This is a genomic window from Paenibacillus melissococcoides, from assembly GCA_944800085.1.
Lineage (GTDB): Bacteria > Bacillota > Bacilli > Paenibacillales > Paenibacillaceae > Paenibacillus_B > Paenibacillus_B melissococcoides.
The window spans coordinates 105,001-129,813 of sequence record CALYLO010000009.1; the positions used below are offsets into that span (position 1 = coordinate 105,001).

Genomic DNA, 24,813 nt, shown 5'->3' on the forward strand with positions numbered 1-24,813 from the left:
TGTAGTCTTGACTACATGAGCACCGCATTTCGAAGCTGAAGGCAAGATTCGATGCCGAATCACATCTTGAGAGCCTTCGTGATCAAAAGAAAACTTTTTAACCACCTTAATAGGTTAAGCTAGTAAGAGCACACGGAGGATGCCTAGGCGCCAGGAGCCGACGAAGGACGTGGCGAACGACGATATTGCCTCGGGGAGCTGTAAGCAAGCATCGATCCGGGGATGTCCGAATGGGGAAACCCGGCTGCTGTAATAGGCAGTCACTCACACCTGAATCCATAGGGTGTGAAGAGGCATACGAGGGGAACTGAAACATCTAAGTACCCTCAGGAAGAGAAAACAATAGTGATTCCGTCAGTAGCGGCGAGCGAACGCGGAAGAGCCTAAACCGGAGAGCTTGCTCTCCGGGGTTGTGGGACGTCTCATATGGAGTCAGAAAGGCAGTTTATTAGACGAAGAGGTCTGGAAAGGCCCGCCGTAGAAGGTAATAGCCCTGTACTCGAAAGTAAATGCCCTCCGAGACGGATCCCGAGTACCGCGGGACACGTGAAACCCCGTGGGAATCCGGCAGGACCATCTGCTAAGGCTAAATACTCCCTGGCGACCGATAGTGAAGCAGTACCGTGAGGGAAAGGTGAAAAGCACCCCGGAAGGGGAGTGAAACAGAACCTGAAACCGTGTGCTTACAAGAAGTCAGAGCTCGTTATATGAGTGATGGCGTGCCTTTTGTAGAATGAACCGGCGAGTTACGTTTACGTGCAAGGTTAAGGTGAAAAGCCGCAGCCGCAGCGAAAGCGAGTCTGAATAGGGCGAATGAGTACGTAGGCGTAGACCCGAAACCGTGTGATCTACCCCTGTCCAGGGTGAAGGTGCGGTAACACGCACTGGAGGCCCGAACCCACGAATGTTGAAAAATTCGGGGATGAGGTGGGGGTAGCGGAGAAATTCCAATCGAACTCGGAGATAGCTGGTTCTCCCCGAAATAGCTTTAGGGCTAGCCTCGGAGGAAGAGTCGTGGAGGTAGAGCACTGATTGGGTGCGGGGCCCGCCAAGGGTTACCAAGCTCAGTCAAACTCCGAATGCCATGGACTTATTATCCGGGAGTCAGACAATGGGTGCTAAGGTCCGTTGTCAAGAGGGAAACAGCCCAGACCATCAGCTAAGGCCCCTAAGTGTACGTTAAGTGGGAAAGGATGTGGAGTTGCCCAGACAACCAGGATGTTGGCTTAGAAGCAGCCATCATTTAAAGAGTGCGTAATAGCTCACTGGTCGAGTGACTCTGCGCCGAAAATGTAACGGGGCTAAACGTACCGCCGAAGCTATGGATTGCATCGACTTCACTGCTTCTTCGAGGAGCGAGTGAAGACCCGCCTGACATTTTGTCGACATACGAAGTGATACCCCTTGTCGACCAAATGACCTCAGGGGCGAAACGACTACTTCGAAGCTGGAGTGAAGTCGATGCAGTGGTAGGGGAGCGTTGTGTACCGGGTTGAAGGCAGACCGGAAGGACTGCTGGACTGTACACAAGTGAGAATGCCGGTATGAGTAACGAAAAGACTGGTGAGAATCCAGTCCGCCGAAAGCCTAAGGGTTCCTGGGGAAGGCTCGTCCGCCCAGGGTAAGTCGGGACCTAAGGCGAGGCCGAAAGGCGTAGTCGAAGGACAACAGGTTGAAATTCCTGTACCACCGTAGCCGTTATGAGCAATGGGGGGACGCAGAAGGATAGGGACGCGAGCTGATGGATGCTCGTCCAAGCAGTGAGGCTGATCAGTAGGCAAATCCGCTGACCGTAAGGCTGGGCTGTGACGGGGAGGGAAAATGACAGTACCGAAGGTCTTGATTTCATGCTGCCAAGAAAAGCCTCTAGCCAGGTGAAGGTGCCCGTACCGCAAACCGACACAGGTAGGCGAGAAGAGAATTCTAAGGCGCGCGGAAGAACTCTCGTTAAGGAACTCGGCAAAATGACCCCGTAACTTTGGGAGAAGGGGTGCCCCGGTAGGGTGAATAGCCCGAGGGGGCCGCAGTGAATAGGCCCGAGCGACTGTTTAGCAAAAACACAGGTCTGTGCGAAGCCGTAAGGCGAAGTATACGGGCTGACGCCTGCCCGGTGCTGGAAGGTTAAGGGGAGTGGTTAGCCGGAAGGCGAAGCTATGAACCGAAGCCCCAGTAAACGGCGGCCGTAACTATAACGGTCCTAAGGTAGCGAAATTCCTTGTCAGGTAAATTCTGACCCGCACGAATGGCGTAACGACTTGGGCGCTGTCTCAACGAGAGATCCGGTGAAATTTTAATACCTGTGAAGATGCAGGTTACCCGCGACAAGACGGAAAGACCCCATGGAGCTTTACTGCAGCTTGATATTGGACTTTGGTACGGTCTGTACAGGATAGGTGGGAGCCTGGGAAGCCGGAGCGCCAGCTTCGGTGGAGGCGCCGTTGGGATACCACCCTGATCGTATCGGAGTTCTAACCTGGGACCGTGAAGCCGGTTCGGGGACAGTGTCAGGCGGGCAGTTTGACTGGGGCGGTCGCCTCCTAAAGAGTAACGGAGGCGCCCCAAGGTTCCCTCAGAATGGTTGGAAATCATTCGAAGAGTGCAAAGGCAGAAGGGAGCTTGACTGCGAGACCTACAAGTCGAGCAGGGACGAAAGTCGGGCTTAGTGATCCGGTGGTACCGCATGGAAGGGCCATCGCTCAACGGATAAAAGCTACCCTGGGGATAACAGGCTTATCTCCCCCAAGAGTCCACATCGACGGGGAGGTTTGGCACCTCGATGTCGGCTCATCGCATCCTGGGGCTGAAGTAGGTCCCAAGGGTTGGGCTGTTCGCCCATTAAAGCGGTACGCGAGCTGGGTTCAGAACGTCGTGAGACAGTTCGGTCCCTATCTGTCGCGGGCGTAGGAAATTTGAGAGGAGCTGTCCTTAGTACGAGAGGACCGGGATGGACGTACCGCTGGTGTACCAGTTGTCTCGCCAGAGGCATAGCTGGGTAGCCAAGTACGGAAGGGATAAGCGCTGAAAGCATCTAAGCGTGAAGCCCCCCTCAAGATGAGATTTCCCGCATTGGTAAGACCCCTTGAAGACGACGAGGTAGATAGGTTGGAGGTGGAAGTGCAGCAATGCATGGAGCTGACCAATACTAATCGGTCGAGGGCTTATCCTAACTAAGATGATTTGATGATTTTTACTTTCGCATTCAGTTTTTAAGGTACAAACCTTATCTGTTTGGTGGCGATGGCGGAGGGGTTCCACGCGTTCCCATCCCGAACACGGCCGTTAAGCCCTCCAGCGCCGATGGTACTTGGACCGCAGGGTCCTGGGAGAGTAGGACGCTGCCAAGCAGACAAAGACCACTGACTTCTGTCGGTGGTTTTTTTCTATATATTCGGAAGAGTCCAGGGAACGCGGTGAACCGGACATGTCATCAGAACCTGAGGCATTCTCACAGTCTGAGGCATCATCACGTGCTGAGGCATCATCGAATCCTGAGGAGTTACCGCTTCCAGGAGGGGCTGTTCCCTCCTGGGGCTGAGCGCGTGGAGGGGATTGCTTCGTTTTTACAGGAATTTCAGCCTAATGATCTAACATTTGGAGAAATTCCTGCAAATCTACATCATTTTACTTCCTCTTGCACCAAACCGAAGCGAATCGGGGGAGAATCCTGCAGTTTTGCAGGATTCTCCTTTTGGTGAAGTCGTGCATATCGAATTGCTGCATTTGCGCAGGATTTCGCTTACCGAATAGGCGTGTCTAGAGAGCCTATGGCTAATAATCAATCTGAATAGCGTCTTACCTAGTAAAAGCACCCATAATGGGTGCTTTTTTTGTATATTGTGACCCGGAACGAGTAAGGGCAAGCACCTGATTGTCTTATTGCTTTCTTAGAATTATTAAGGTTTTCTTAAAAAGGTTGTTTCGTGGAGTCAATTCCTTATCCTGGCTAATATTAGTAATGAGCAGACAAGCTTCATTATCAGCAGCAAGCAATCTGGCCATAAAAACGGCAGCGCGGAATAATGAACTGCGCCGGTTCAGCGTGATCCATTCGTTGCCGTGGAATAATGAACTGGCCAGATTATATAAGTTGCTTAATGTCCGGATGTCAAAGACGGGTGACACTCTCTCAAGATAGTAAAACCAATGGTCAAAAGTAACTGATATATCTTACTGGTTAGTATTAACGTTTTCTTAATTAATATTACTAGAATGTTTTGTGGTTTTTTCCAATTCCTTCGCTAGGATAATATGGGTGAGCAAGTATTCAAGTAATACATAGGAGGATTTACCATGAATTTGAAAAAAGCTATCGTAGCAGCACTGGTCGTGTATGCTGGCCGCATCGGCAGGTCCAATTCCTGCGGGCGCGGAGGCAGCGCAAGAGAAGCAGCAAGAGCAGCAGCAATCGAAGAGCAAAGAAGTGCAAATCGACAAGAAACTGGCTGCCGAGCTGCAGAAGGCCGTAAAACAATTTGCGGGGAAAGAGATTAAGTTGCAGGATGTCGGCGAGCTTGACGAAATGTTAGGGTGGGTGTGGGTTCATTCTGAAGATGAAACTTATAGTGTAGCCTATATACAAAAGACCAAAAAAATATGGAATATCAGAGGCAAGCAAACCATCGATAGAATCAGCAAAAAGGATCAGGATGAAATCCTGAAAGTGCTGAAAGGGATGCATGACAAGAAAAAATACACATTTGATAAAGAAGTTAACGTGTCCGAGTACTATGAAAACCCAAAGGAACCTTTTACCGAGTATTCTTTAAGCGGGAAGGGTTTTTCCGCCTTTCTGATGAAATATCTTCCAGGATCGCCAGAGAAAACTCGTATTGGGGCCGCGATCGAATTTAGCTAGAACGAGCTTGAACCGGAATTACTGAAAACGGCAGCGGAAGCAGTGAAAACGGCTTTAGATCGTGACTTGGACGTGACGAAAGCTGTGCTTGAAGGTGGCGTTGAGAATAAAATGTGGAAGCTTAAAGGCGGCAAGGTTACGCTTTCTCTGGATGCCAAGACGGGGAAGGTACACTACGTTCATGACGGCGGGCGAAAACAGGTGTTGAAGAAAGATATTACCGAAAAAGAAGCGAAAGAAGCGGTCGCCCCGATCGCGAAGAAATTGTTCAATATGGACCTCCAGGGACTTGAAGTGAAATGGGACAACTCAGCCAGAGATTTCAGCTTTGTCCAAAATAAGGAGACAAAGATGGTAGCGGCGCTGGATGCCGACAAAAACGTAGTTTTCTTGATGCACGGAGAAAGAGTCTATATTGAAGAATTGTATGAAGAATAAAGCATAGATAGGTAAAAAGGAAGATTGAAAAAGCAGATGCGCCCTGAAGCGCACACAAATAGCAGCCCGTTGGCACCCACCGACGGGCTGTATTTATTCAATCTCGCCTATGCTGTTCAAGGTGACATGCGTCTTGACGTTGAACTAAAGGCTCAAAATCCAGTTTCTTGTCTACGCCGGAAATATCTTGACATCGAGATAATTTCAGATTATGATGTTACCTGTAGGCGTTCAAGGAAGCGACCGCATTGTTATTGTTATATATCTCGAAATAAAGATAATTAGACTTGGATCGCCAGTACAAATTTATGGCAAAGGGAGGATGGATATGAAGATTCAGCAGTTTACGGCGAGCCAAATGGGAACAGGAGCATTCGACGGCGGCCGGATTACGGAGATTAAGCCGGTAGGCTTCCCGCAGGAGGGCGGGGCCGTCAATCGAGTCAGCACGTTGTTCTACTGGGCTTGGGCGAAGGCGAAGGAGGAGGGGTATATTCCGCCTCATCCGCATCAGGCGTTCGAGATTCTGTCCTATGTCATTCAGGGCGAGACGCACCACGGCGATTCGCTCGGAACGGACAGCGTCGTCGGCGCGGGAGGAGCGCAATTGATTCAGGCGGGGAGCGGCGTGGAGCACAGCGAACGCATCGTCGGTCCGGATGCCGATATGCTCCAGATCTGGTTCGAGCCGAATCTGCTGGAAGCGAGAAAGCGCCCGCCCCATTACGCGCAATTCGAGCACGAGGCGTTCCCGATTCATGAATCCGGCGGCGTCACCGTGAAGACGGTGCTCGGGGAAGGGTCGCCTTGCCGCATTGTAGCGGATGCGCGCATGTGGGACATTACGGTGCAAGCCGGCCATCGCTATGAGGCAGTCTTGCCGCCCGGCCGTACATGGACGGGGCTAATTATTAGCGGCAGGGGGAGCATCGGCTCCGCGGAAGCGGGAGAAGAGCACATCCAGTATGCCGGGGAACAATTCATCATCTCGACGGGCAACGAAGAGGATAAGGATGTGCTGCGCATCGAATCGGAGGACGCGACCCGGCTGATTGCCATTGAAGTGCCGACGGCCGTCTATTATCCATTGTACCGCAAATAACGCAGCAAAGAATCAATGACAGATTGACCATAGACACAGCAAATGAAAATAAAGGAGCAATTCAGATGGCAAATGTAAAAGTGGCAGTAATCTATTACAGCTCGACAGGCACGAACTATCAGTTGGCGCAGTGGGCCAAGGAAGGGGCGGAAGCGGCAGGAGCCGAGGTCAAGGTGCTCAAGGTGCCTGAGCTGGCGCCGCCGGCAGCGATCGAGAGCAATCCGGCCTGGAAAGCGCATGTGGACGCGACGCAGCATGTGCCGACGGTACAGCCTGCGGACCTGGAGTGGGCGGATGCGATCATTTTCAGCGTGCCGACCCGGTTCGGCAATATGCCATCCCAGATGAAGCAGTTCCTGGATACGACCGGAGGCCTGTGGGCGCAAGGCAAGCTGACGAACAAGGTGGTCAGCGCGATGTCCAGCGCCGGCAATTCGCATGGCGGACAGGAAGCGACGATCCTGAGCCTGTATACATCGATGTATCATTGGGGCGCCATCGTAGTCGCTCCCGGCTATACCGATCCCGCGGCGTATGCGGCAGGAGGCAACCCGTACGGTACCAGCGTAACCGTGGGCCAGGACGGCAAGATGGTTGAAAATGTGGAGGCCGCTGTCAAGCATCAAGCGAAGCGCACCGTCACGGCAGCCGGCTGGGTGAAAGCCGGAATGGCGCAAAATTAAGCAATTTCGCAAGAAAAGGGTGTCCGGGCCGACATGGTCCTGGGCACCCTTTAAGCATAGAAGGCGATAGGCGACAGATGCTTAATCGTCCAATTGGACTTTACGGATCGTTCCGACCGGATCGACAACCCATTCGATCTCGGTACCGATCTTGAAGCCTTGTCCGGTCTCGTCATCCACGATAATATTTGGAGGAATCTCGATCGTCTTCTCCCCGCCATGCTCCAATTGTACGGTTATTTCACTTCCGCTCACGGAGCTGATCGTGCCTTCATATTCGATTTTGCGGACCGTCGCATTCCCGTTCGGATCGGTAATAGTGACGCGCTTGCCGCCGTCCTTCAGCAGCTCTATCTTCTTATGGTAACCGTTCCCTGTATCGATGGATTGGATAACCCGCTCAACATCGGCCTCCTCCGCCGCGGATTGATCGTCTGGCTTGCCGCTCCGAACCGGCTCGTTCTCGTTCGAAGCTTCTTCTTGTCCGGATGGAGGGGGGACTGAGGGCGTCTCGTTCGCCGCCCCTCCCCCTTGCGGATTCGTCTGATCTTGTCCCGGCGACAGTGAGGCATCGGGGGCCGCTTTGTTGTCTGTGCATCCGTACATTAAGCCGCTGAATGCGATGAGTACCGCCGCGCAGCCAGTCAGCCATTGTATTCGCTGTTTGTTCATCATGTTACGTTCCCTCCTCTTGTCAGTATACCCATTCGAGAGAGAAAGAAAAAGCGGTCTGGTCTCATTCAACACGGGAAAGCGAATTCGGGCCAACGCGTGGCGCTCGCCCGAACCGCATTTCAGGAAGGTGGAACCGTTCTATTTCAATTCCTTCATTTCCTTGACGATAGCCGCATACTCCTCCTCCATCTCCCGCAAGAAAGTCGCCACATCCTTGTCGGGGGTCGTAACGAAGGTACGCGCCTTCTGATTGATATAATCATCGTAGAAGAACGTGACCAATGGCCCATAAGGGGAAAAAGCCGAAATGCTCGCCATTCGCTGCTCGAATATCGGTCGAATGTTATATTTTTTGTCGGTCGCTTCCATATCGGCCGCCGAATACTGCTCGAACGCCTCCGCGCTCTTAATCGTAGGCGGGCTGCCGACCCGGGACAGCACAAGCTGGCCTTCCTGCGACGCCAGATGGGCGATGACGGCCCAAGCCGCCTCTTTATGCTGGCTATGCTTGTTAATGCTGATGGAAATCGCCGGAACAGATGGTCCGACACCGGAATGATCCGGCCATTCCGGCACGGACACGATATCGAAGTCGAGTCCCTGGATGGCGTTATAGAGCGGAAGCGTAGGGAGAGAGACGATCGTCATCGCCACATTTTGATCATTGTTGAAGGGGTAAAAATAATCGCTTGTGTCCACCATGCCGGGAATGCTGCGGTATTTGTCCAGCATGTCAAAAAAATTGCTGAAACGCAGGTTCCTTCGTAAACAACACTTCTCCGGTCTCCGGATCGGTTCCATTCACGCCGAATTGGGTGAGCGGGATGGAATAATGGCCGAAGGACAACCCTTTGTACTTCACGCCATCCCGTTCAGCGGTCACCTGCTTCGCCAGATCCAGGATCTCATCCCAGGTCATGCCGTCACGCGGATAGTCGACGCCGAATTTATCGAGGATGGCTTTGTTGTAATACAGGGCTCTCTGCGTGCCTTCGATGGGCATGCCGTAGAGCAGGCCGGCGCCATCCGGATCGAGCGGCTCCAGCATATCCAGTTCCTTCAACATGTCGTATCCTTGATGCATAACATATAAATCAGGAATATCTCCACGCGCATTCAATTCCTGGAGTCCTGCCGGAGTGAGCGAGGCGTTCGCCAACTCCAGCGTGATGGGCGTACCGTCCTGCTTCTGATCTGCAGGTTGAGGGGGCGGTTCCGCCGCAGCCTGACACCAGCAGCATCATGATGAGAATGGCAATGGATAGCAGGGAAAGGTTTCTTTTCATGGTTAGCGAGCTCCCTTCTTTTCGAAAAAAATATGAACTTGTTCAGACCCGCCCGGTTCCGTCTCTTTCATGCGTACAGCGAAGACCTGAGCAGTTCCGAATCGTTCTCACGTCCATGAACGAAAATAGTAGCAAGTTCTCGCTGGTTCCTTTTCCACGATTAGATTGAAGTCGTATTCAAGAGGCCGAAGATGCCTTCCAATATCAGGGGAGAGGGATGACGTAGCTTTCGCACTTGTAAGCTTTCTGCAACCGAATTCGATGGGAAGAGCGGTCTCTATTTTGTACACTGAACCTATCGAAAGGAGGTCGATTCCGATGAAAATCATCAGATGGGAGCATCCGGCGAAGGGCTCGATAGCGCTGCGTTCGCCGATTCGAGCGATGCGCGCGCATCAAGGGGAATGGACGGGCTCTCCGGGCGGAGAACGCGCGTCGGCTTCGGAACAACGGCCTGTGAAGCAACAGCAAGTTCAAACAGATACGGAAGGAACATCAACGTCCATCGTCCGGAGCATCGCACATGTGTGGAAACGATGGGTCATATATGGGCTGATCGCGGCGATATTGGCGCCGATTATCGGATGGTTCATGATGGCCGGGCTCGCTCCGGCTTGGATGAACGAAGCGAAGCTGGCGGCGCTGCGGGAAGAGATACGCGAGGGGGTTGCGGCAGACGGGAGACATATCGTTCGCCTGAAGGACATGCCGGCCTATGTTACCGAGGCGCTGCTGGCGATCGAGGACCATCGTTACCGTTACCATCCAGGGATTGATCCGATCGGCCTCGCCCGTTCGCTATGGATTAACGTCACGAAGCAGCAAAAAGCGCAGGGCGGAAGCACGATTACGATGCAGCTGGCCCGCAATCTGTTCCTGACCCAGGATAAGCTCTATTCCCGCAAGCTGAAGGAAATGGCCATCGCCGCCAATCTGGAATGGAGATATACGAAGGACGAGATTTTGGAGATGTATTTCAATAAGGTCTATTTTGGGCACGGGAAATATGGGATTGAAGATGCCGCCCGCTTCTACTTCGGCAAGACCGCCGGGGCGTCCGATACGCTGGAGACGATTAATGAAGCGGAAGCGGCGATGCTGGCCGGCCTGTTGAAGGCGCCCGAACGGCTGTCTCCGCGGAAGCATCCCGCAGAGGCCGAACGCCGCCAGAACGTCGTGCTGCGCCGGATGGTCGAGCTGGGTTGGATGACCGAAGGGGAGCGCCAGCATCTGAAGAAGGCGGAAATCGTTCACGCTTCTTGATGGAGCGGAGGGGGTTGTCTCATCAGCCGTGTGCAGCTGCGGCGAGACAGCCCCCTGATTGTTGCAAGCCCGCCTTGCCGGGAAATGCAGGGAAGTGCGGGAAAACTGCAAAAATGCAGTATTCCCTTACGGCGTTTACTCCGTCACAGGAGTTCCTGCAAAACCGCATCAATTTCAGACTAGACCATAGAGTAAAAGCAAAATTCGGCGAAAATAATGCTCTTTTGCAGGAATTTAATAACATACGGGTGCAAATCTCGTAAATTCCTGCATTAACGCAGGATTCACTGCCTCGTTCATCTGCCTCGTCCATCTACCGCCGCTTTTCTCGCCGCCGTATTTCCCTCCTCTTTATTCGCGCTCTACACTCCTGTCTCTACACTCCTGTCACTGCATTCTCAGTTGTCTCGTCTTGCCCCGCGACTTATGCTCTGTCTAGGGGCAGCCTCTTTTTCTCCACAGTAGCCGCCTGCCGCATCAAGTTGTATAATATTTGTAGGGAAAGGGGGACTCTTCATCTATGGACGGGACGCTGCTTGTATTTGTATATTTGCTGGCCGTCAATATCGCAGGCTATCAGATGATGGCGGCGGACAAGCGCCGGGCAATCCGGCACCGCCGGCGCATTCCCGAGCGGAAGCTGTTCCTGGCCGCCTGGCTGGGAGGCGCCCTGGGCGTGCTGACCGGGATGTACAACCAGCGGCACAAGACGCAGCATGTCACGTTCACGGCGGGAATCCCATTCATTCTTATCGTGAATATTGTGGTGTTCGGTTATCTTTTTGTCAAAATCGGGTAATAGAGGAGTATCTGTTCCGCAGGCGCGCATCAAGGAACGCGATGTGGAGCGCTCCTGGCAGCGCGATACTCTTATTACATAGCGTTGACTATAAGAAAGCGTGGTGGAATGTATGGTATTCAATCGTATTCTTGTCGCTTATGACGGATCGGAGCCATCGAAGAAGGCTTTGCGCCATGCCATCAGCCTGGCGGAGAACAATGCCGAAGCGAAGCTTCGCGTAGTGCATGTATTCCAGTTCCCGCAATATTTTATCGGCACTGCGTATGCGACGGCGACCGTCGAGACGAATGAGGAGCTGTACCGGTATGCCGAGCAGACGCAGAATGATGCGGAGCAGCAGGTAGCGCTGCTTGGCGATCGGGCGGAGGTGAAGCTGCTGCAGGGTCCTCCGGGACAATCCATCGTCGCCGAAGCCGAGGAATTCGGCTGCGATCTGGTCGTGCTCGGCAGCCGCGGGCTGAGCGGATTTAAGGAATTCGTGCTCGGCAGCGTCAGCCACCATGTCGTGCAGCATGCGAAGGTGCCTGTCCTCGTCATGAAATAACTTGATACCTTGGAAGAACCGGAAGATGCGCAAGCAGAGGCCGGTTCTTTTTATTAGATAGGCATAATGAACTAAATCCGAACAATATGATATATTTTATGAATTATATTCGTATTTTAATCCTTGACATGGCTGTTTCCCCTTGTTACACTGAAGGTGCTTGAACCATTAACGAATAATTTTGAACTACTATCGATATAATTTCATCTTTCTGAACTCGTATAATTCCGGGAATATGGCCGGAAGTTTCTACCCAAGGACCGTAAATCTTTGGACTACGAGAATGACGACCAGACGGATGCGCCGCAGGTCTGTTTGCTGCTGCCTGTCATCGGGAGGCGGAAGGACGGACTTGGCTTTTTCGGCAGCCGTGGCTCCTCATTCTTGGGTTCGGAGATTGCGATCAGGGGGTAGCCATCCGCTGATTTTTTTATGCTCATGACAGGGATTATTCGGAAGCCGGGCAAAAAATAGGATGAAAGCAGGTGCACGACGATGGACAAGGACAACGTGCGGGTAGGCGTCATTATGGGAAGCACGTCCGACTGGGAGACGATGCGTCTCGCATGCGAGGTGCTGGAGGAATTCAATGTTCCGTTCGAGAGCAAGGTCGTATCGGCCCACCGGACGCCGGACGAGATGTTCCGCTATGCGGAGACGGCGGCGGAACGCGGGCTTCGCGTCATTATCGCGGGCGCGGGCGGGGCCGCCCATCTGCCGGGCATGGTCGCCGCGAAGACGGTGCTGCCGGTCATCGGCGTGCCGGTGCGGTCCTCGCAGTTGAACGGGATGGACTCGCTCCTGTCCATCGTGCAGATGCCGGCTGGCGTACCCGTGGCGACGGTGGCGATCGGACCGGCGGGCGCGACGAACGCCGGGCTCCTGGCCGTGCAGATGCTTGGCATGCACGATGAGAAGCTGCGCGCGCAGGTGGAAGCGCGCAGGGAAGCGGTGCGGCAGCAGGTGCAGGCCGCGGGGGACCTCGCATGAGGGCCCCTGCGGACGGCCGCATGCGGCCGCAGGCGAAGGCGCCGGTGCTGGCGCCTGGCGCGACGGTAGGCGTCCTCGGCGGCGGCCAGCTCGGCCGCATGCTGGCGCTGGACGGCGTCCGCCTCGGCTACCGCTTCGTCGCGCTTGACCCGGCGGCGGATGCGCCCTGCGCCGCGGTGGCCGATCTCATCTGCGCCGATTACGGCGATGAGGAGGGGCTGGCGGAGCTGGCGGCGCGCGCGGACGTCATCACGTACGAGTTCGAGAACGTGGACGCCGCCGCCGTCGAGCGGCTCGAGCGGGCCGCTCCGGTGCCGCAGGGCAGCCGCCTGCTTCGCCTGGCGCAGCACCGCCTGCGCGAGAAGGAAGCGCTGCAGGCCGGGGGCATTCCCGTCGCGCCGTTCGCGGCGGTCGCTTCGGCCGGCGAGGTGCGCCGCGCGCTGCAGGCGTTCGGCGGCTCCGGCGTGCTGAAGACGGCCACCGGCGGCTATGACGGCAAGGGCCAGCGCATGCTTCGCCAGGAGAGCGAAGCGGAGGCCGCCTATGCCGAGCTGTCGGCGCTGGCCCCGGAGCTGGTGCTCGAGGCGTTCGTGCCTTTCGAGCACGAGCTGTCCGTCATCGCCGCCCGCAGCCCGCGCGGCGAGATCGCCGTCTTCCCGGCGGCGGAGAATATTCACCGGGAGCATATCCTCCACCTGTCCATCGTCCCGGCGCGCATTCCGGCCGGCGTGCAGGCGGAAGCCGAGCAGTTGGCCCGCCGTATCGCGGAGGCGCTCGACGTCGTCGGTCTGATCGCGGTCGAGATGTTCCTGACCGCGGATGGCCAATTGCTCGTGAACGAGCTCGCGCCGCGCCCGCATAATTCCGGGCATTACACTATGGATGCATGCCGCACCTCCCAGTTCGAGCAGCATCTGCGGGCCATCTGCAACCTGCCGCTCGGACCGACCGAGCTCGTGTCGCCGATCGTCATGGCCAACCTGCTCGGCGAAGACGCGGCGGACATGGTACAATGGTTCCGTACGGACGACCCGGCTGCCGAGCGATTCGGCGTGACGCCGAAGCTGCATTGGTACGGGAAGTCGGAAGCGAAGCCGAAGCGGAAGATGGGGCATATCAATATCGTGGCCCCGGACACGGAAGCGGCCTTCGCCTGGATGAGAGAATCGAACATGTGGAGGAATACGAGACGATGATTGAACGTTATTCGCGCCCGGAGATGCGGGCCATATGGACGGAAGAGAACAAATTCAAGGCTTGGCTCGAAGTGGAGCTGTGCGCCTGCGAGGCATGGGCCGAGCTGGGCGTCATTCCGAAGGAGGATGTCGAGGCGCTGCGCGCCAAGGCGGGCTTCGATATCGAGCGGATCTACGAGATTGAAGCGGAGACGCGCCACGACGTGATCGCCTTCACGCGTGCCGTATCGGAGACGCTCGGACCCGAGCGCAAATGGGTCCATTACGGGCTCACCTCCACCGACGTCGTGGACACGGCTTTGGGCTACCTGATGAAGCAGGCCAACGAGATTTTGGAGCAGGATCTGCTCCGGTTCATTGATATATTGAAGGACAAGGCTGTGGAATACAAGGATACCCCGATGATGGGCCGCACCCATGGCGTCCATGCGGAGCCGACGACGTTCGGCTTGAAGATGGCGCTCTGGTACGCGGAAATGCAGCGGAACCTGGAGCGGTTCCGCGATGCGGCGGACGGCGTGCAGTACGGGAAAATCTCCGGCGCGGTCGGCACCTATGCCAACATCGACCCGTTCGTGGAGAAGTTCGTCTGCGAGAAGCTTGGAACGAAGCCGGCGCCGATCTCGACCCAGACGCTGCAGCGCGACCGCCACGCGGAATATATGGCGACGCTGGCCTTGATCGCGACGTCGCTCGACAAGTTCGCGACCGAGATTCGCGCGCTGCAGAAGAGCGAGTTCCGCGAGGTGGAGGAAGCCTTCGCCAAAGGGCAGAAGGGATCGTCCGCGATGCCGCACAAGCGCAACCCGATCGGCTGCGAGAACATTTCCGGCCTGTCGCGCGTCCTCCGCGGCTATATGCTGTCGGCCTACGAGAATGTGCCGCTCTGGCATGAGCGCGACATCTCGCACAGCTCGGTCGAGCGCATCATTTTGCCGGACGGCACGATGCTGCTGAACTATATGCTGAACCGCTTCATGAACATCGTGAAGAACCTGACGGTATTCCCGGAAAATATGAAGCGCAACATGCAGCGCACGTATGGCGTGCCGTTCTCCGGCCGCGTCATGACGAAGCTCATCGACCGGGGCTGGAGCCGCGAGCAGGCCTACGACACGGTGCAGCCGCGCGCGATGCAGGCGTGGGAAGAGCAGCGCAGCTTCCGCGACATCATCGAGAGCACGCCGGAGATTACGGCGGTGCTGAGCGCGGAGGACATCGACGACGCCTTCAATCCGTCCTGGCACTTGAAGCATGTCGATACGATTTTCCGCCAGCTTGGTTTGCTGGAAGGATAAATTCAACGTCAATCCAATTACATTCAAATATCATAAATTGCAAGTTCATGCTTGTTCGCCGTCCCCCTGTATACGGCGGATAAGCTGCTCGCGCAGGCCCCATCCCCAACGGGCCGAATGCGGCGGCCGGTTCCCTGCCCTCCTGTCTTCGGGATCCGTCCGCCGCAGCGGGAGCAATCAACGGGAGGGTAAGCAAGACCGCTTCAGCTTAGGAGAAACCGAGAGGAGCACAGGCATGTCTACCAACTCTATCGTATCAACGCTGGCGGATGCGATTCCATTCCCGCTGCTTCACCGCGGCAAGGTGAGGGAGCTGTATGAATGGGACGCCGATACGCTCTTGATTGTCGTATCGGACCGCATTTCGGCCTTTGACTGCGTCCTGGAGCCGGCCGTGCCGGACAAAGGGACGGTGCTGAACCGGCTGAGCCGCTACTGGTTCGACCGAACGAAGCATATTATCGGCAATCATGTCATTCCTTGTGACGAGGAATGCCTGCGGACCGCATTGTCCGCCCGGCTCGGCAACGAACCGGAACCTCATCAACGCATCTCATCTCTAGTATCCCTGTTATCTGAACGAATGACGCTCGCCAAGCGGGCGCAGCGCGTGGACTTCGAATGCGTCGTCCGCGGCTATGTCACCGGCGGAGGCTGGCGGCAGTATACAGCGACCGGCGAAGTAAACGGCATCAAGCTGCCGGAAGGCCTGCGCATGAACGAGCGCTTGCCTGAACCGATATTTACGCCGGCGCGCAAGCATGATGAAGGCCATGACGAGGATGTCTCCTATGAAGTGATGGAGTCGCAGCTCGGGCCGGATCTGGCCGGGCGGCTGCGGGACGCGAGTCTCCGGCTGTACCGGTTCGCGGCGGAGGACTGCGCGGGCAAAGGGCTTCTCCTCGCCGACTGCAAATTCGAATTCGGCCTGATTGACGGCGAGCTGGTGCTTATCGACGAATTGTTCACGCCGGACAGCTCCCGCTTCTGGGACGTCGGCAGCTATGCGCTCGATACGGATATCGACAGTCTCGACAAGGAGCCGGTCCGGCGTTATCTGGCCGCTTCCGGCTGGGATCGGAGCAGCGCGCCCCCGCCGCTGCCAGCGGAGGTCGTCGAGGCTACGCGAGGACGTTATATCGCTTTATTTGAACGAATAACCGCACAGAGATGGGCGTAACGGGAGGAATTCACAGTGAAGGTAAAAGTGATTGTAACGACAAAGGCGAACGTGCTTGACCCTCAAGGCGCCGCGGTGGAGCGGGCGATGCATTCGATGGGGTATGAAGGCGTGGAGCATATGCGCATCGGCAAGTATATGGAATTCGAGCTGGCGGCGGCCAATGAGGCCGAAGCGAAGGAACAGGTCGAGCGGATGTGCAAGGTGCTGCTATCCAATCCGGTCGTGGAAGATTACCGATACGAATTGGAGGCGTAGAGCGATGAAGGTGGCTGTGCTTGTTTTTCCGGGATCGAACTGTGATATGGATTGCGTGCATGCGGTCCAGGATACGATGGGAATCGAGGCGGACCGCGTCTGGCATACGGCGACCGATCTGGCCGGTTACGATTTGATCATCGTGCCGGGCGGCTTCTCCTACGGCGATTATTTGCGCTGCGGCGCCATCGCCCGCTTCGCGCCGGTGATGAAGGCGGTCGAGCAGGCCGCGCGGGAGGGCGTCTATGTGCTCGGCATTTGCAACGGCTTCCAGATTCTGACGGAGGCGGGGCTGCTGCCGGGCACGCTGCGGCGCAATGTCGGCCTCCAGTTCCGCTGCCATGCGGCTCCGGTTCGGGTCGCCCGCCGCGATACGCCGTTCACGGCGGAATACGGCGAGGGCGAAGTGGTCAACATCCCGATTGCTCATGGGGAAGGCAATTACTACTGTGACGAAGAGACCTTGCGCCGCTTGAAGGAGCGGGGGCAGATCGTGTTCACTTACGAAGATAATCCGAACGGCTCGGTCGCGGATATTGCGGGCATCTGCAATGAAGCGGGCAATGTGCTCGGCATGATGCCCCATCCGGAGCGGGCGGTCAGCGCCTGGCTCGGGTCCGAGGACGGCAGCCGGATGTTCACGTCGATTTTGAACGCTTGGAGGGAGAAGCATGCAGTCAACGCGTAACAATACGACCGCCGTCTCGGCGGAACGGGCAGAACAGGAAGCGCGCCGCAAGCGGCAGTCGATGGAGATGGCCCGCGACAATATGCGGCGGGAGCCGTCTCCGGATCAGATTGCGGCCGAGCGGCTGTATGCGGGCATGGGCGTCACGGATGACGAGTATGCGCTTATCTGCGGCCTGCTCGGGCGCCGTCCGAATTACACGGAGATCGGCGTGTTCAGCGTGATGTGGTCGGAGCACTGCGCGTACAAAAATTCGAAGCCGCTTCTGAAGCGGTTCCCGACGACGGGCGAGCGGGTGCTCGTCGGCCCGGGCGAAGGCGCGGGCATCGTCGATATCGGCGACGGCCAGGCGGTCGTGTTCAAAATCGAAAGCCACAACCATCCGTCCGCCATTGAGCCCTACCAAGGCGCGGCGACGGGCGTGGGCGGAATTATCCGCGACATTTTCTCGATGGGTGCCCGGCCGGTGGCCTTGCTCAATTCGCTGCGCTTCGGCAGCTTGAAGGAGGAGCGGGTTAAATATTTGTTCGAGCATGTCGTCGCGGGCATCGCCGGATACGGCAACTGCATCGGCATCCCGACGGTCGGCGGCGAGGTCGTGTTCGACGACAGCTATGCCGGCAATCCGCTCGTCAATGCGATGTGCGTCGGCTTGATCAATCATGAGGATATTCAGAAGGGCGTCGCCAGCGGCGTCGGCAATCCGGTCTATTATGTCGGTCCGCCGACGGGGCGCGACGGGATTCATGGCGCGACGTTCGCTTCGGAGGAGCTGACGGCCGAGTCGGAAGCGAAGCGCCCGGCGGTCCAGGTCGGCGATCCGTTCATGGAAAAGCTGGTGATGGAATGCTGTCTGGAGCTGATTCAGTCCGGCATCGTGATCGGGATTCAGGATATGGGCGCGGCGGGACTGACCTGCTCGAGCGCCGAGATGGCGAGCAAGGCGGGCAACGGGCTGGAGCTGGTGCTCGATGAGGTGCCGCAGCGGGAGACGGGCATGACTCCGTACGAGATGATGCTGTCCGAATCGCAGGAGCGGATGCTGTTTGTCATAGAGGAGCACAACGAGCCGATCGCGATGGAAATATTCGGGCGTTGGGGCGTTATCTGCCGCAAGGTCGGGCGCGTGACGGACGACGGCCGCCTGCGCCTGCTGTTCGACGGCGAAGTGGTCGCCGATATGCCGGTCCGGGGTCTCGTCGATGAATGCCCGTTCTATCACAAGCCGTCGCGGGAGCCGGCGAGCTATGCGGCCAACCAGGCGCTTGATACGGCCGGATATCCGGAGGTGACGGACGTCAATGCGGCGCTGCTGCAAGTGCTGGCCTCTCCGTCGGTCGCCAGCAAGGAATGGGTGTACCGCCAATATGACAGCATGGTGCGGGCCAGCACGGCGGTGACGCCGGGCTCGGACGCGGCGGTCGTGCTCGTGCGCGGAACGCGCAAGGCGCTCGCGATGACGACGGACTGCAACGGCCGTTACGTCATGCTCGATCCGCTCATGGGCGGGCGCATCGCGGTGTGCGAGGCGGCGCGCAATATCGTATGCTCGGGCGCCGAGCCGCTCGCCATTACCGATAACCTGAACTTCGGCAATCCGGAGAAGCCGGAGAACTTCTGGCAGATGGAGCAGGCGGTCGACGGCATGGCGGAAGCGTGCCGCGTGCTGAATACGCCGGTCATCGGCGGCAATGTCAGCCTTTATAACGAAAATGCGCATGGCTCGATCTACCCGACGCCGGTCGTCGGCATGGTCGGACTCGTGCATGACGCGGATCATATTACGACGCAAGGCTTCAAGCGCGAAGGCGATGCCGTGCTGCTGCTCGGCCGGACGAAGGCGGAGCTGGGCGGAAGCGAGTTCCAAGCGGTCGTCCATGGCGTGGCGGAAGGCCGTCCGCCGGAGGTCGATCTCGATACCGAGCTGCGCCTGCAGCGGACGGTGCTGGCGCTCATTCAGGACGGCCTCGTGCAATCGGCGCATGATGTATCGGATGGCGGGCTGGCTGCGGCGTTCGCGGAATGCTGCATCAGCGGCGGCATCGGCGCGATCCTGGAACTGGCCGCGGCCGGTCTGCGGGCCGACATCGCGCTGTTCAGCGAGAGCCAATCGCGGATTCTGCTCTCGGTCCAGCCGGAGCGGGCCGAAAAGGTGAGGGCGCGCTGCGCGGCAGCGGGGATCCCGGTCGAAGGGCTGGGCCGGGTCGGCGGCGGGCAGATCGCCATTCGGGTGAACGGCAGTCCGGCTATCGATCTCCCGGTCCGGGAAGCGGAGCGGGTATGGAAGGATGCGATCCCATGTCTTATGCGATAAGCGGGGCTTATTATAACGAGGGCAGCGGCCGGGATGGCCCGTTCGACAGGTTGAAAGAGGAATGCGGCATTTTCGGCGTATTCGGCTACAAGGACGCGTCGACCCTTACGTACTACGGGCTGCACACGCTGCAGCACCGGGGAGAGGAGAGTGCGGGCATCTGCGTCTCCGGCGGCGACTCGTTCCGCTATCACCGCGGGATGGGGCTGGTGAAGGAAGTGTTCGACGCCGAGCGGCTCGCGGAGCTGGAAGGCGATCGGGCGATCGGCCATGTCCGCTACTCGACGTCCGGTGACAGCCGGCTGGCGAACGCGCAGCCGCTCGTGTTCAAGACGCGGGACGGCGAGCTGGCGGTCGCGACGAACGGCAATATCGTCAACGCGCCGCAGATCCGCCACGGGCTGGAGCAGAAGGGCTCGATCTTCCAGACGACAAGCGATACCGAGGTCATCGCGCATCTGATCGCCCGCTCGGAGCATGACTTCGTGCAGGCCGCGAAGGAAGCGCTGAAGGAACTGGTCGGAGGCTTCGCCTTCCTGCTGATGACGAATGACCGGCTGCTGGCGGCATCCGATCCGCACGGGCTGCGTCCGATTGTGATGGGCCGCCTGGGCGCCGCTTATGTATTCGCCTCCGAGACATGCGCACTGGAGGCGGTCGGAGCGGAGCTGGTCCGCTCTCTGGAGCCGGGCGAGCTGGTCGTCGTCGATGCGTGGGGCCACCGCTCGGAACGGTTTGCGCCGGGGGCGAAGCGCTCGCTATGCGCGATGGAATTCATCTATTTCTCGCGTCCGGACAGCCAACTGCATGAGGTGAACTTGCATACCGCCCGCAAGCATATGGGGATGCGGCTGGCGGAGGAGGCGTTCGTCGAGGCGGATATCGTGACGGGCGTGCCCGATTCCAGCATATCGGCGGCGATCGGCTACGCGGAGAAGACGGGGATTCCGTATGAAATGGGACTTATCAAAAGCAAATATACCGGGAGAACGTTCATTCAACCGAGCCAGGAGCTGCGCGAGCAGGGCGTCAAAATGAAGCTGAGCGCCGTGCGGAGCGTCGTCGAAGGCCAGCGGGTCGTCCTCATTGACGACTCGATCGTGCGCGGCACGACGTCGCGCCGCATCGTCAACATGCTGCGCGAAGCCGGGGCGCGGGAGGTGCATCTGCGCATCGCCTCGCCGCCGTTCCGCCATCCTTGCTTCTATGGCATCGACACGCCGAAGAGCGAGGATCTGCTCGCTCATCTTCAAACGGAAGAGGAGATGCGGAAGCTGATCGGTGCCGATTCGCTCGCCTTCCTGTCGAAGGAAGGGATGATTGAGGCGATTGGCGGCAGCTATGCGAATAAGCCGGGCGGCGGCTTGTGCCTGGCCTGCTTCGATGATGATTATCCGACGGAGCTGTTCGGCGCGCGCGCCACGGCGGCGGCAGGATCGGAGGCGGCATCGGTCCGGCGGTAAGGCCTTGTGGCCCAAGCGGCTCAGCAAGCGGCTCATTATGCGACTAATAGAGGAATCTACAGAGACATCAACACCAAGGAAAAAAAAGGACGAAGTGCCGGCAGACAGAGGATTGGCCTGCGGAAATTGCAGGAGGAAGGCGTCCCGCCTGGAGCGGGGCGAACCGGAGAGGGGAGACGCATACGTTATGTCTGAAGCTTATAAGCAAGCCGGGGTCGACATCGCGGCAGGCAACGAAGCTGTGGAGCGGATGAAAAAGCATGTGCAGCGCACATTTCGGCCGGAGGTGCTGTCGGGTCTGGGAGGATTCGGGGCCCTGTTCGGATTGGATGCGAAAAAGTATGAGGAGCCAGTGCTCGTCTCGGGAACCGATGGCGTCGGGACGAAGCTGATGCTCGCCTTCGCGGCGGATCGGCATGATACGATCGGCATCGATGCGGTGGCCATGTGCGTCAATGACATCGTCGTGCAGGGGGCCGAGCCGCTGTTCTTCCTCGATTACTTGGCTTGCGGCCAGGTTGTGCCCGAGCGCATCGAAGCGATCGTCAGCGGCATCGCCGAAGGCTGCCGGATGGCGGGCTGCGCCCTCATCGGCGGCGAGACGGCGGAGATGCCGGGAATGTACGCCCCGGGCGAGTATGATATCGCCGGCTTCAGCGTCGGCGTCGTCGAGAAGCGCCGCCTCATCACGGGCGGGACGATCCGCCCGGGCGATGTGCTGCTCGGCCTCGCCTCCAGCGGCTTCCACAGCAATGGCTATTCGCTCGTGCGGAAGCTGTTCCTGGAGCAGGCCGGCTATACCCTGGATGCGCGGGTGACGTCGGACGGCCGCGCGCTGGCCGATGTGCTGCTCGATCCGACGCGCATCTATGTGCGCCCGCTGCTGGAGCTAATGAAGCGGGTTACGGTCAAGGGGGCGGCCCATATTACAGGCGGCGGCTTCCTCGAAAATATTCCGCGCATGCTGCCGGAAGGCACGGCGGCGCAGATTGATTACGGAACATGGCCGGTTCCGGAAATATTCCGCCTGAGCCGCGAGATCGGTAGCCTCACCTGGACGGAGCTGTTCACGACGTTCAATATGGGCATCGGCATGGTGATTGCGGTAAGCGCGGATGAAGCGGCTGCGGCGGAAGCCTGCCTGGCGGAGCAGGGCGAGGCGGTATACCGCATCGGCACGGTGACGGAAGGCCTGCGCCAGGTCCGGATTCCGGAGGTGGGCTGCTGATGCGCACAGGATATGAAGGGCAGGAAGCGGAGTCCGCCGGCACCTCCTCTCTGCCGCGCATTGCCGTGTTCGCCTCCGGCTCGGGCTCGAACTTCCAGGCGCTGGCGGAGGCGTCGCGGGCGGGGCAGCTCGGCGGGGAGGTCGCGCTGCTCGTCTGCGACAAGCCCGGAGCCCGCGTATTGGAGCGGGCGCGCGAAGCTGGCGTGCCGGCCGCGGTGTTCGAGCCGAAGCGCTATGAGAGCCGCGGCCATTATGAACGCGACGTCCTGCAGACGCTGGGCCGGCATGGCGTGCAATGGATCGCCCTGGCCGGATATATGCGGCTCGTCACGCCGGTGCTGTTGGAAGCGTATGAAGGCCGCATTCTCAATATCCATCCCTCCTTGCTCCCGGGCTTTCCGGGCCTGCACGCGGTACGCCAGGCGTTGGATTACGGCGTGAAGGTAACGGGAGTGACCGTGCATCTGGTCGATGCCGGGATGGATACGGGGCCGATCGTGGCGCAGGAGGCGGTGGCGATTGCCGAAGACGATACGCTCGAATCGCTGCTCGCCAAAATTCAGGCGGTGGAGCACCGCATCTACCCGCAGGTGGTCCGGCGTCTGCTGGCCGGAACTTATGGGGGCCAAGAGGACAAGGCATGATGCAATGGCATGCTGTACCGTTTCATTTGAGGCCAGATGCCTTGGGAAGTGACGGCTCCTGTTTTCCGGGGGAAAATGCTCTTGTGATGGGCAGGAGGTTGTTCCCAAGGGGGCAGGATGGGTTGCAGGGTCCGCATCTGGACGAGGGTTCTTTATCGCATTACAATGATAGCAGAGGAAAGTGTTTTTATAGATAGTAAAGAGAAATATCCTGGAAACAGCGGCCGCTCTGAGACAGACTCACTGTGATAACGCGCGGTAGTTGGTGACATCGGCGGAAGATAGGTATGGCTTGGCATCGCGATTTGAAGTAAGGGAGAGAGCATAATGACAATTCGTAGAGCGCTAATCAGCGTATCCGATAAGACGGGGATTGTGGAATTCGCCCGCGCCCTGGCGGAAGCCGGCGTGGAGCTGATATCGACGGGCGGCACCAAGTCGCTGCTGGAACGCGAGGGCGTTCCGGTTATCGGCATTTCCGAGGTGACCGGCTTTCCGGAAATTATGGACGGGCGCGTAAAGACGCTGCACCCGGCTGTGCACAGCGGGCTTTTGGCCGTGCGCGGCAATGCGGAGCACACCCGGCAGATGGAGGAGCTTGGATTGTCCTATATCGATCTGGTGGCGGTCAATCTGTATCCGTTCCAGGAGACGATTGCGAAATCAGGCGTAAGCTATGAGGAGGCCATCGAGAATATCGATATCGGCGGGCCGACCATGCTGCGTTCGGCCGCGAAGAACCATGCCGCTGTGACGGTGGTTGTCGATGCGGCGGATTATGCGGGGGTGCTGGACGAAATCCGCCAGCAAGGAGATACGACGCTGGCGATGCGGAAGCGTCTGGCGGCGAAGGTATTTCGCCATACGGCGGCGTATGACGCGCTGATTGCCGATTATTTGACGAAGCAGACCGGCGAGGCATGGCCGGAGCGGCTCACCGTCACCTATGAGCTGGCGCAACCGCTCCGCTATGGCGAGAACCCGCATCAGGCGGCGGCATTCTACCGCCAGCCGCTGGCAGGGGCGGGCAGCGTCGCGACAGCCGAGCAGCTTCACGGCAAGGAGCTCTCCTACAACAATATCAACGATGCCAATGCGGCGCTTTCGATTGTGGGCGAATTCGCGGAGCCGGCTGTCGTGGCGGTGAAGCATATGAATCCGTGCGGCGTCGGCATCGGCGCTACAGTGGCCGAGGCGTACCGGAAGGCGTATGAATCGGACCCGACTTCGATCTTCGGCGGCATCGTAGCGGCGAATCGGCCGATCGATCGCGAGACGGCGGAAATGCTGCATGAGATTTTCCTTGAGATTGTCATCGCTCCCGATTTCAGCCCGGAGGCGCTCGACATTCTCAAGCAGAAGAAAAATATCCGCCTGCTGCGCACCGGCACGGAGCCTGCGCCGTCGGAACGCACACCGGCCCGCCAATTGACTTCGGTAGAGGGCGGATTGCTGGCGCAGGATACCGATGTGCATACGCTCGACCCGTCTGCCTTGAGAACGGCAACGGAACGGGAACCGTCGGCGCAGGAAGTAGAGCAGCTTTTGTTCGGTTGGAACGTGGTCAAGCATGTGAAGTCGAATGCGATTGTGCTCGTCAAGGACGGCATGACGGTCGGCATCGGCGCCGGCCAGATGAACCGCGTCGGCGCGGCGCGCATCGCGATCGATCAGGCCGGAGAGAAGGCGCGCGGGGCGGTGCTGGCATCGGATGCGTTTTTCCCGATGGGCGATACGTTGGAGCTTGCCGCGGCGGCGGGCATTACGGCGGTCATTCAGCCGGGCGGCTCGGTGCGCGACGAAGAGTCCATTGAGGTGGCGAACCGGAACGGCATGGCGATGGTGATGACGGGCGTGCGTCATTTCAAGCATTAACAGGACAAGGCGACAGGACGGTAACGAACCG

At 58.1% G+C, this 24,813-nt stretch carries 22 protein-coding genes, 2 rRNA genes and 1 riboswitch; of the genes, 21 read left to right on the plus strand and 3 right to left on the minus strand.

Annotated features, from left to right (window positions below; all coding sequences use genetic code 11):
- Nucleotides 1-112 precede the first annotated feature (112 nt).
- The 6 genes from OCY70_RS26830 (at nt 113) to wrbA (ending at nt 7,078) form a co-directional block, all read left to right on the plus strand.
- Nucleotides 113-3,166: ribosomal RNA gene (locus OCY70_RS26830) — 23S ribosomal RNA — on the plus strand.
- A 61-nt stretch (nt 3,167-3,227) separates the two neighbouring features.
- Nucleotides 3,228-3,344 (plus strand): 5S ribosomal RNA (gene rrf / locus OCY70_RS26835).
- 986 nt (nt 3,345-4,330) lie between these two features.
- A complete protein-coding gene (locus OCY70_RS35875) occupies nt 4,331-4,855 on the plus strand; it encodes a hypothetical protein (protein WP_315973941.1) in 525 nt (174 codons plus the stop codon).
- Nucleotides 4,856-4,897: 42 nt separating this feature from the next.
- Nucleotides 4,898-5,293 carry a hypothetical protein gene (locus OCY70_RS35880; protein ID WP_306433947.1) on the plus strand — a complete coding sequence of 132 codons (396 nt, stop codon included), beginning with the start codon at nt 4,898-4,900 and terminating at the stop codon, nt 5,291-5,293.
- A 328-nt stretch (nt 5,294-5,621) separates the two neighbouring features.
- Nucleotides 5,622-6,395, plus strand: a complete 774-nt coding sequence (locus OCY70_RS26845) for a pirin family protein (RefSeq protein WP_213428931.1) — start codon at nt 5,622-5,624, stop codon at nt 6,393-6,395.
- A gap of 65 nt (nt 6,396-6,460) precedes the next feature.
- Complete coding sequence (gene wrbA / locus OCY70_RS26850) at nt 6,461-7,078, plus strand: NAD(P)H:quinone oxidoreductase (protein WP_213428932.1); 618 nt, start codon at nt 6,461-6,463, stop codon at nt 7,076-7,078.
- 81 nt (nt 7,079-7,159) lie between these two features.
- Here wrbA and OCY70_RS26855 read toward each other — a convergent pair whose 3' ends face one another.
- The 3 genes from OCY70_RS26855 to OCY70_RS26865 form a co-directional block, all read right to left on the minus strand.
- Complete coding sequence (locus OCY70_RS26855) at nt 7,160-7,753, minus strand: hypothetical protein (protein WP_213428933.1); 594 nt, start codon at nt 7,751-7,753, stop codon at nt 7,160-7,162.
- A gap of 138 nt (nt 7,754-7,891) precedes the next feature.
- Nucleotides 7,892-8,485 (minus strand): extracellular solute-binding protein, encoded by a 594-nt coding sequence (locus OCY70_RS26860; protein WP_249725240.1) that lies wholly within the window; start codon nt 8,483-8,485, stop codon nt 7,892-7,894.
- A 1-nt stretch (nt 8,486) separates the two neighbouring features.
- On the minus strand, nt 8,487-8,912 hold the full coding sequence (locus OCY70_RS26865) for an extracellular solute-binding protein (protein WP_373871470.1): 426 nt from the start codon (nt 8,910-8,912) through the stop codon (nt 8,487-8,489).
- Nucleotides 8,913-9,357: 445 nt separating this feature from the next.
- Here OCY70_RS26865 and OCY70_RS26870 point away from each other — a divergent pair, with 445 nt between their 5' ends.
- From OCY70_RS26870 to purH, 15 genes are all read left to right on the plus strand, one after another.
- Nucleotides 9,358-10,302, plus strand: a complete 945-nt coding sequence (locus OCY70_RS26870) for a transglycosylase domain-containing protein (RefSeq protein WP_213428934.1) — start codon at nt 9,358-9,360, stop codon at nt 10,300-10,302.
- Nucleotides 10,303-10,822: 520 nt separating this feature from the next.
- A complete protein-coding gene (locus OCY70_RS26875) occupies nt 10,823-11,101 on the plus strand; it encodes a DUF1294 domain-containing protein (protein WP_213428935.1) in 279 nt (92 codons plus the stop codon).
- A gap of 112 nt (nt 11,102-11,213) precedes the next feature.
- Nucleotides 11,214-11,648 carry a universal stress protein gene (locus tag OCY70_RS26880; protein WP_213428936.1) on the plus strand — a complete coding sequence of 145 codons (435 nt, stop codon included), beginning with the start codon at nt 11,214-11,216 and terminating at the stop codon, nt 11,646-11,648.
- A 197-nt stretch (nt 11,649-11,845) separates the two neighbouring features.
- Nucleotides 11,846-11,946, plus strand: a riboswitch (purine riboswitch).
- Nucleotides 11,919-12,062, plus strand: coding sequence for a hypothetical protein (locus OCY70_RS26885; RefSeq protein ID WP_261945216.1), 144 nt, complete (start codon nt 11,919-11,921; stop codon nt 12,060-12,062). Its footprint overlaps the riboswitch before it by 28 nt.
- Before the next feature lie 81 nt (nt 12,063-12,143).
- On the plus strand, nt 12,144-12,638 hold the full coding sequence (gene purE, locus OCY70_RS26890; RefSeq protein ID WP_213428937.1) for a 5-(carboxyamino)imidazole ribonucleotide mutase: 495 nt from the start codon (nt 12,144-12,146) through the stop codon (nt 12,636-12,638).
- Nucleotides 12,635-13,834, plus strand: a complete 1,200-nt coding sequence (purK, locus tag OCY70_RS26895; protein WP_213428938.1) for a 5-(carboxyamino)imidazole ribonucleotide synthase — start codon at nt 12,635-12,637, stop codon at nt 13,832-13,834. The genes purE and purK overlap by 4 nt, the downstream gene beginning before the upstream one ends.
- Nucleotides 13,831-15,132, plus strand: coding sequence for an adenylosuccinate lyase (purB, locus tag OCY70_RS26900; RefSeq protein ID WP_213428939.1), 1,302 nt, complete (start codon nt 13,831-13,833; stop codon nt 15,130-15,132). Before purK ends, purB begins: the two co-directional genes overlap by 4 nt.
- Before the next feature lie 235 nt (nt 15,133-15,367).
- Complete coding sequence (locus tag OCY70_RS26905) at nt 15,368-16,312, plus strand: phosphoribosylaminoimidazolesuccinocarboxamide synthase (protein WP_213428940.1); 945 nt, start codon at nt 15,368-15,370, stop codon at nt 16,310-16,312.
- Nucleotides 16,313-16,327: 15 nt separating this feature from the next.
- Nucleotides 16,328-16,570, plus strand: coding sequence for a phosphoribosylformylglycinamidine synthase subunit PurS (purS, locus tag OCY70_RS26910; protein WP_087443057.1), 243 nt, complete (start codon nt 16,328-16,330; stop codon nt 16,568-16,570).
- A gap of 4 nt (nt 16,571-16,574) precedes the next feature.
- Entirely contained in the window at nt 16,575-17,258 is a 684-nt protein-coding gene (purQ, locus tag OCY70_RS26915; RefSeq protein WP_213428941.1) for a phosphoribosylformylglycinamidine synthase subunit PurQ, read from the plus strand.
- Nucleotides 17,259-17,325: 67 nt separating this feature from the next.
- The gene (purL, locus tag OCY70_RS26920) at nt 17,326-19,572 is read left to right on the plus strand and encodes a phosphoribosylformylglycinamidine synthase subunit PurL (protein WP_261945253.1); all 2,247 of its coding nucleotides are present in this window, start codon (nt 17,326-17,328) and stop codon (nt 19,570-19,572) included.
- Entirely contained in the window at nt 19,557-21,035 is a 1,479-nt protein-coding gene (gene purF / locus OCY70_RS26925) for an amidophosphoribosyltransferase (protein WP_213428942.1), read from the plus strand. Before purL ends, purF begins: the two co-directional genes overlap by 16 nt.
- A 187-nt stretch (nt 21,036-21,222) precedes the next feature.
- Nucleotides 21,223-22,263, plus strand: coding sequence for a phosphoribosylformylglycinamidine cyclo-ligase (gene purM, locus OCY70_RS26930; RefSeq protein WP_213428943.1), 1,041 nt, complete (start codon nt 21,223-21,225; stop codon nt 22,261-22,263).
- A complete protein-coding gene (purN, locus tag OCY70_RS26935; protein ID WP_213428944.1) occupies nt 22,263-22,907 on the plus strand; it encodes a phosphoribosylglycinamide formyltransferase in 645 nt (214 codons plus the stop codon). Before purM ends, purN begins: the two co-directional genes overlap by 1 nt.
- A gap of 327 nt (nt 22,908-23,234) precedes the next feature.
- On the plus strand, nt 23,235-24,782 hold the full coding sequence (gene purH / locus OCY70_RS26940) for a bifunctional phosphoribosylaminoimidazolecarboxamide formyltransferase/IMP cyclohydrolase (RefSeq protein WP_213428945.1): 1,548 nt from the start codon (nt 23,235-23,237) through the stop codon (nt 24,780-24,782).
- Nucleotides 24,783-24,813: the final 31 nt, after the last annotated feature.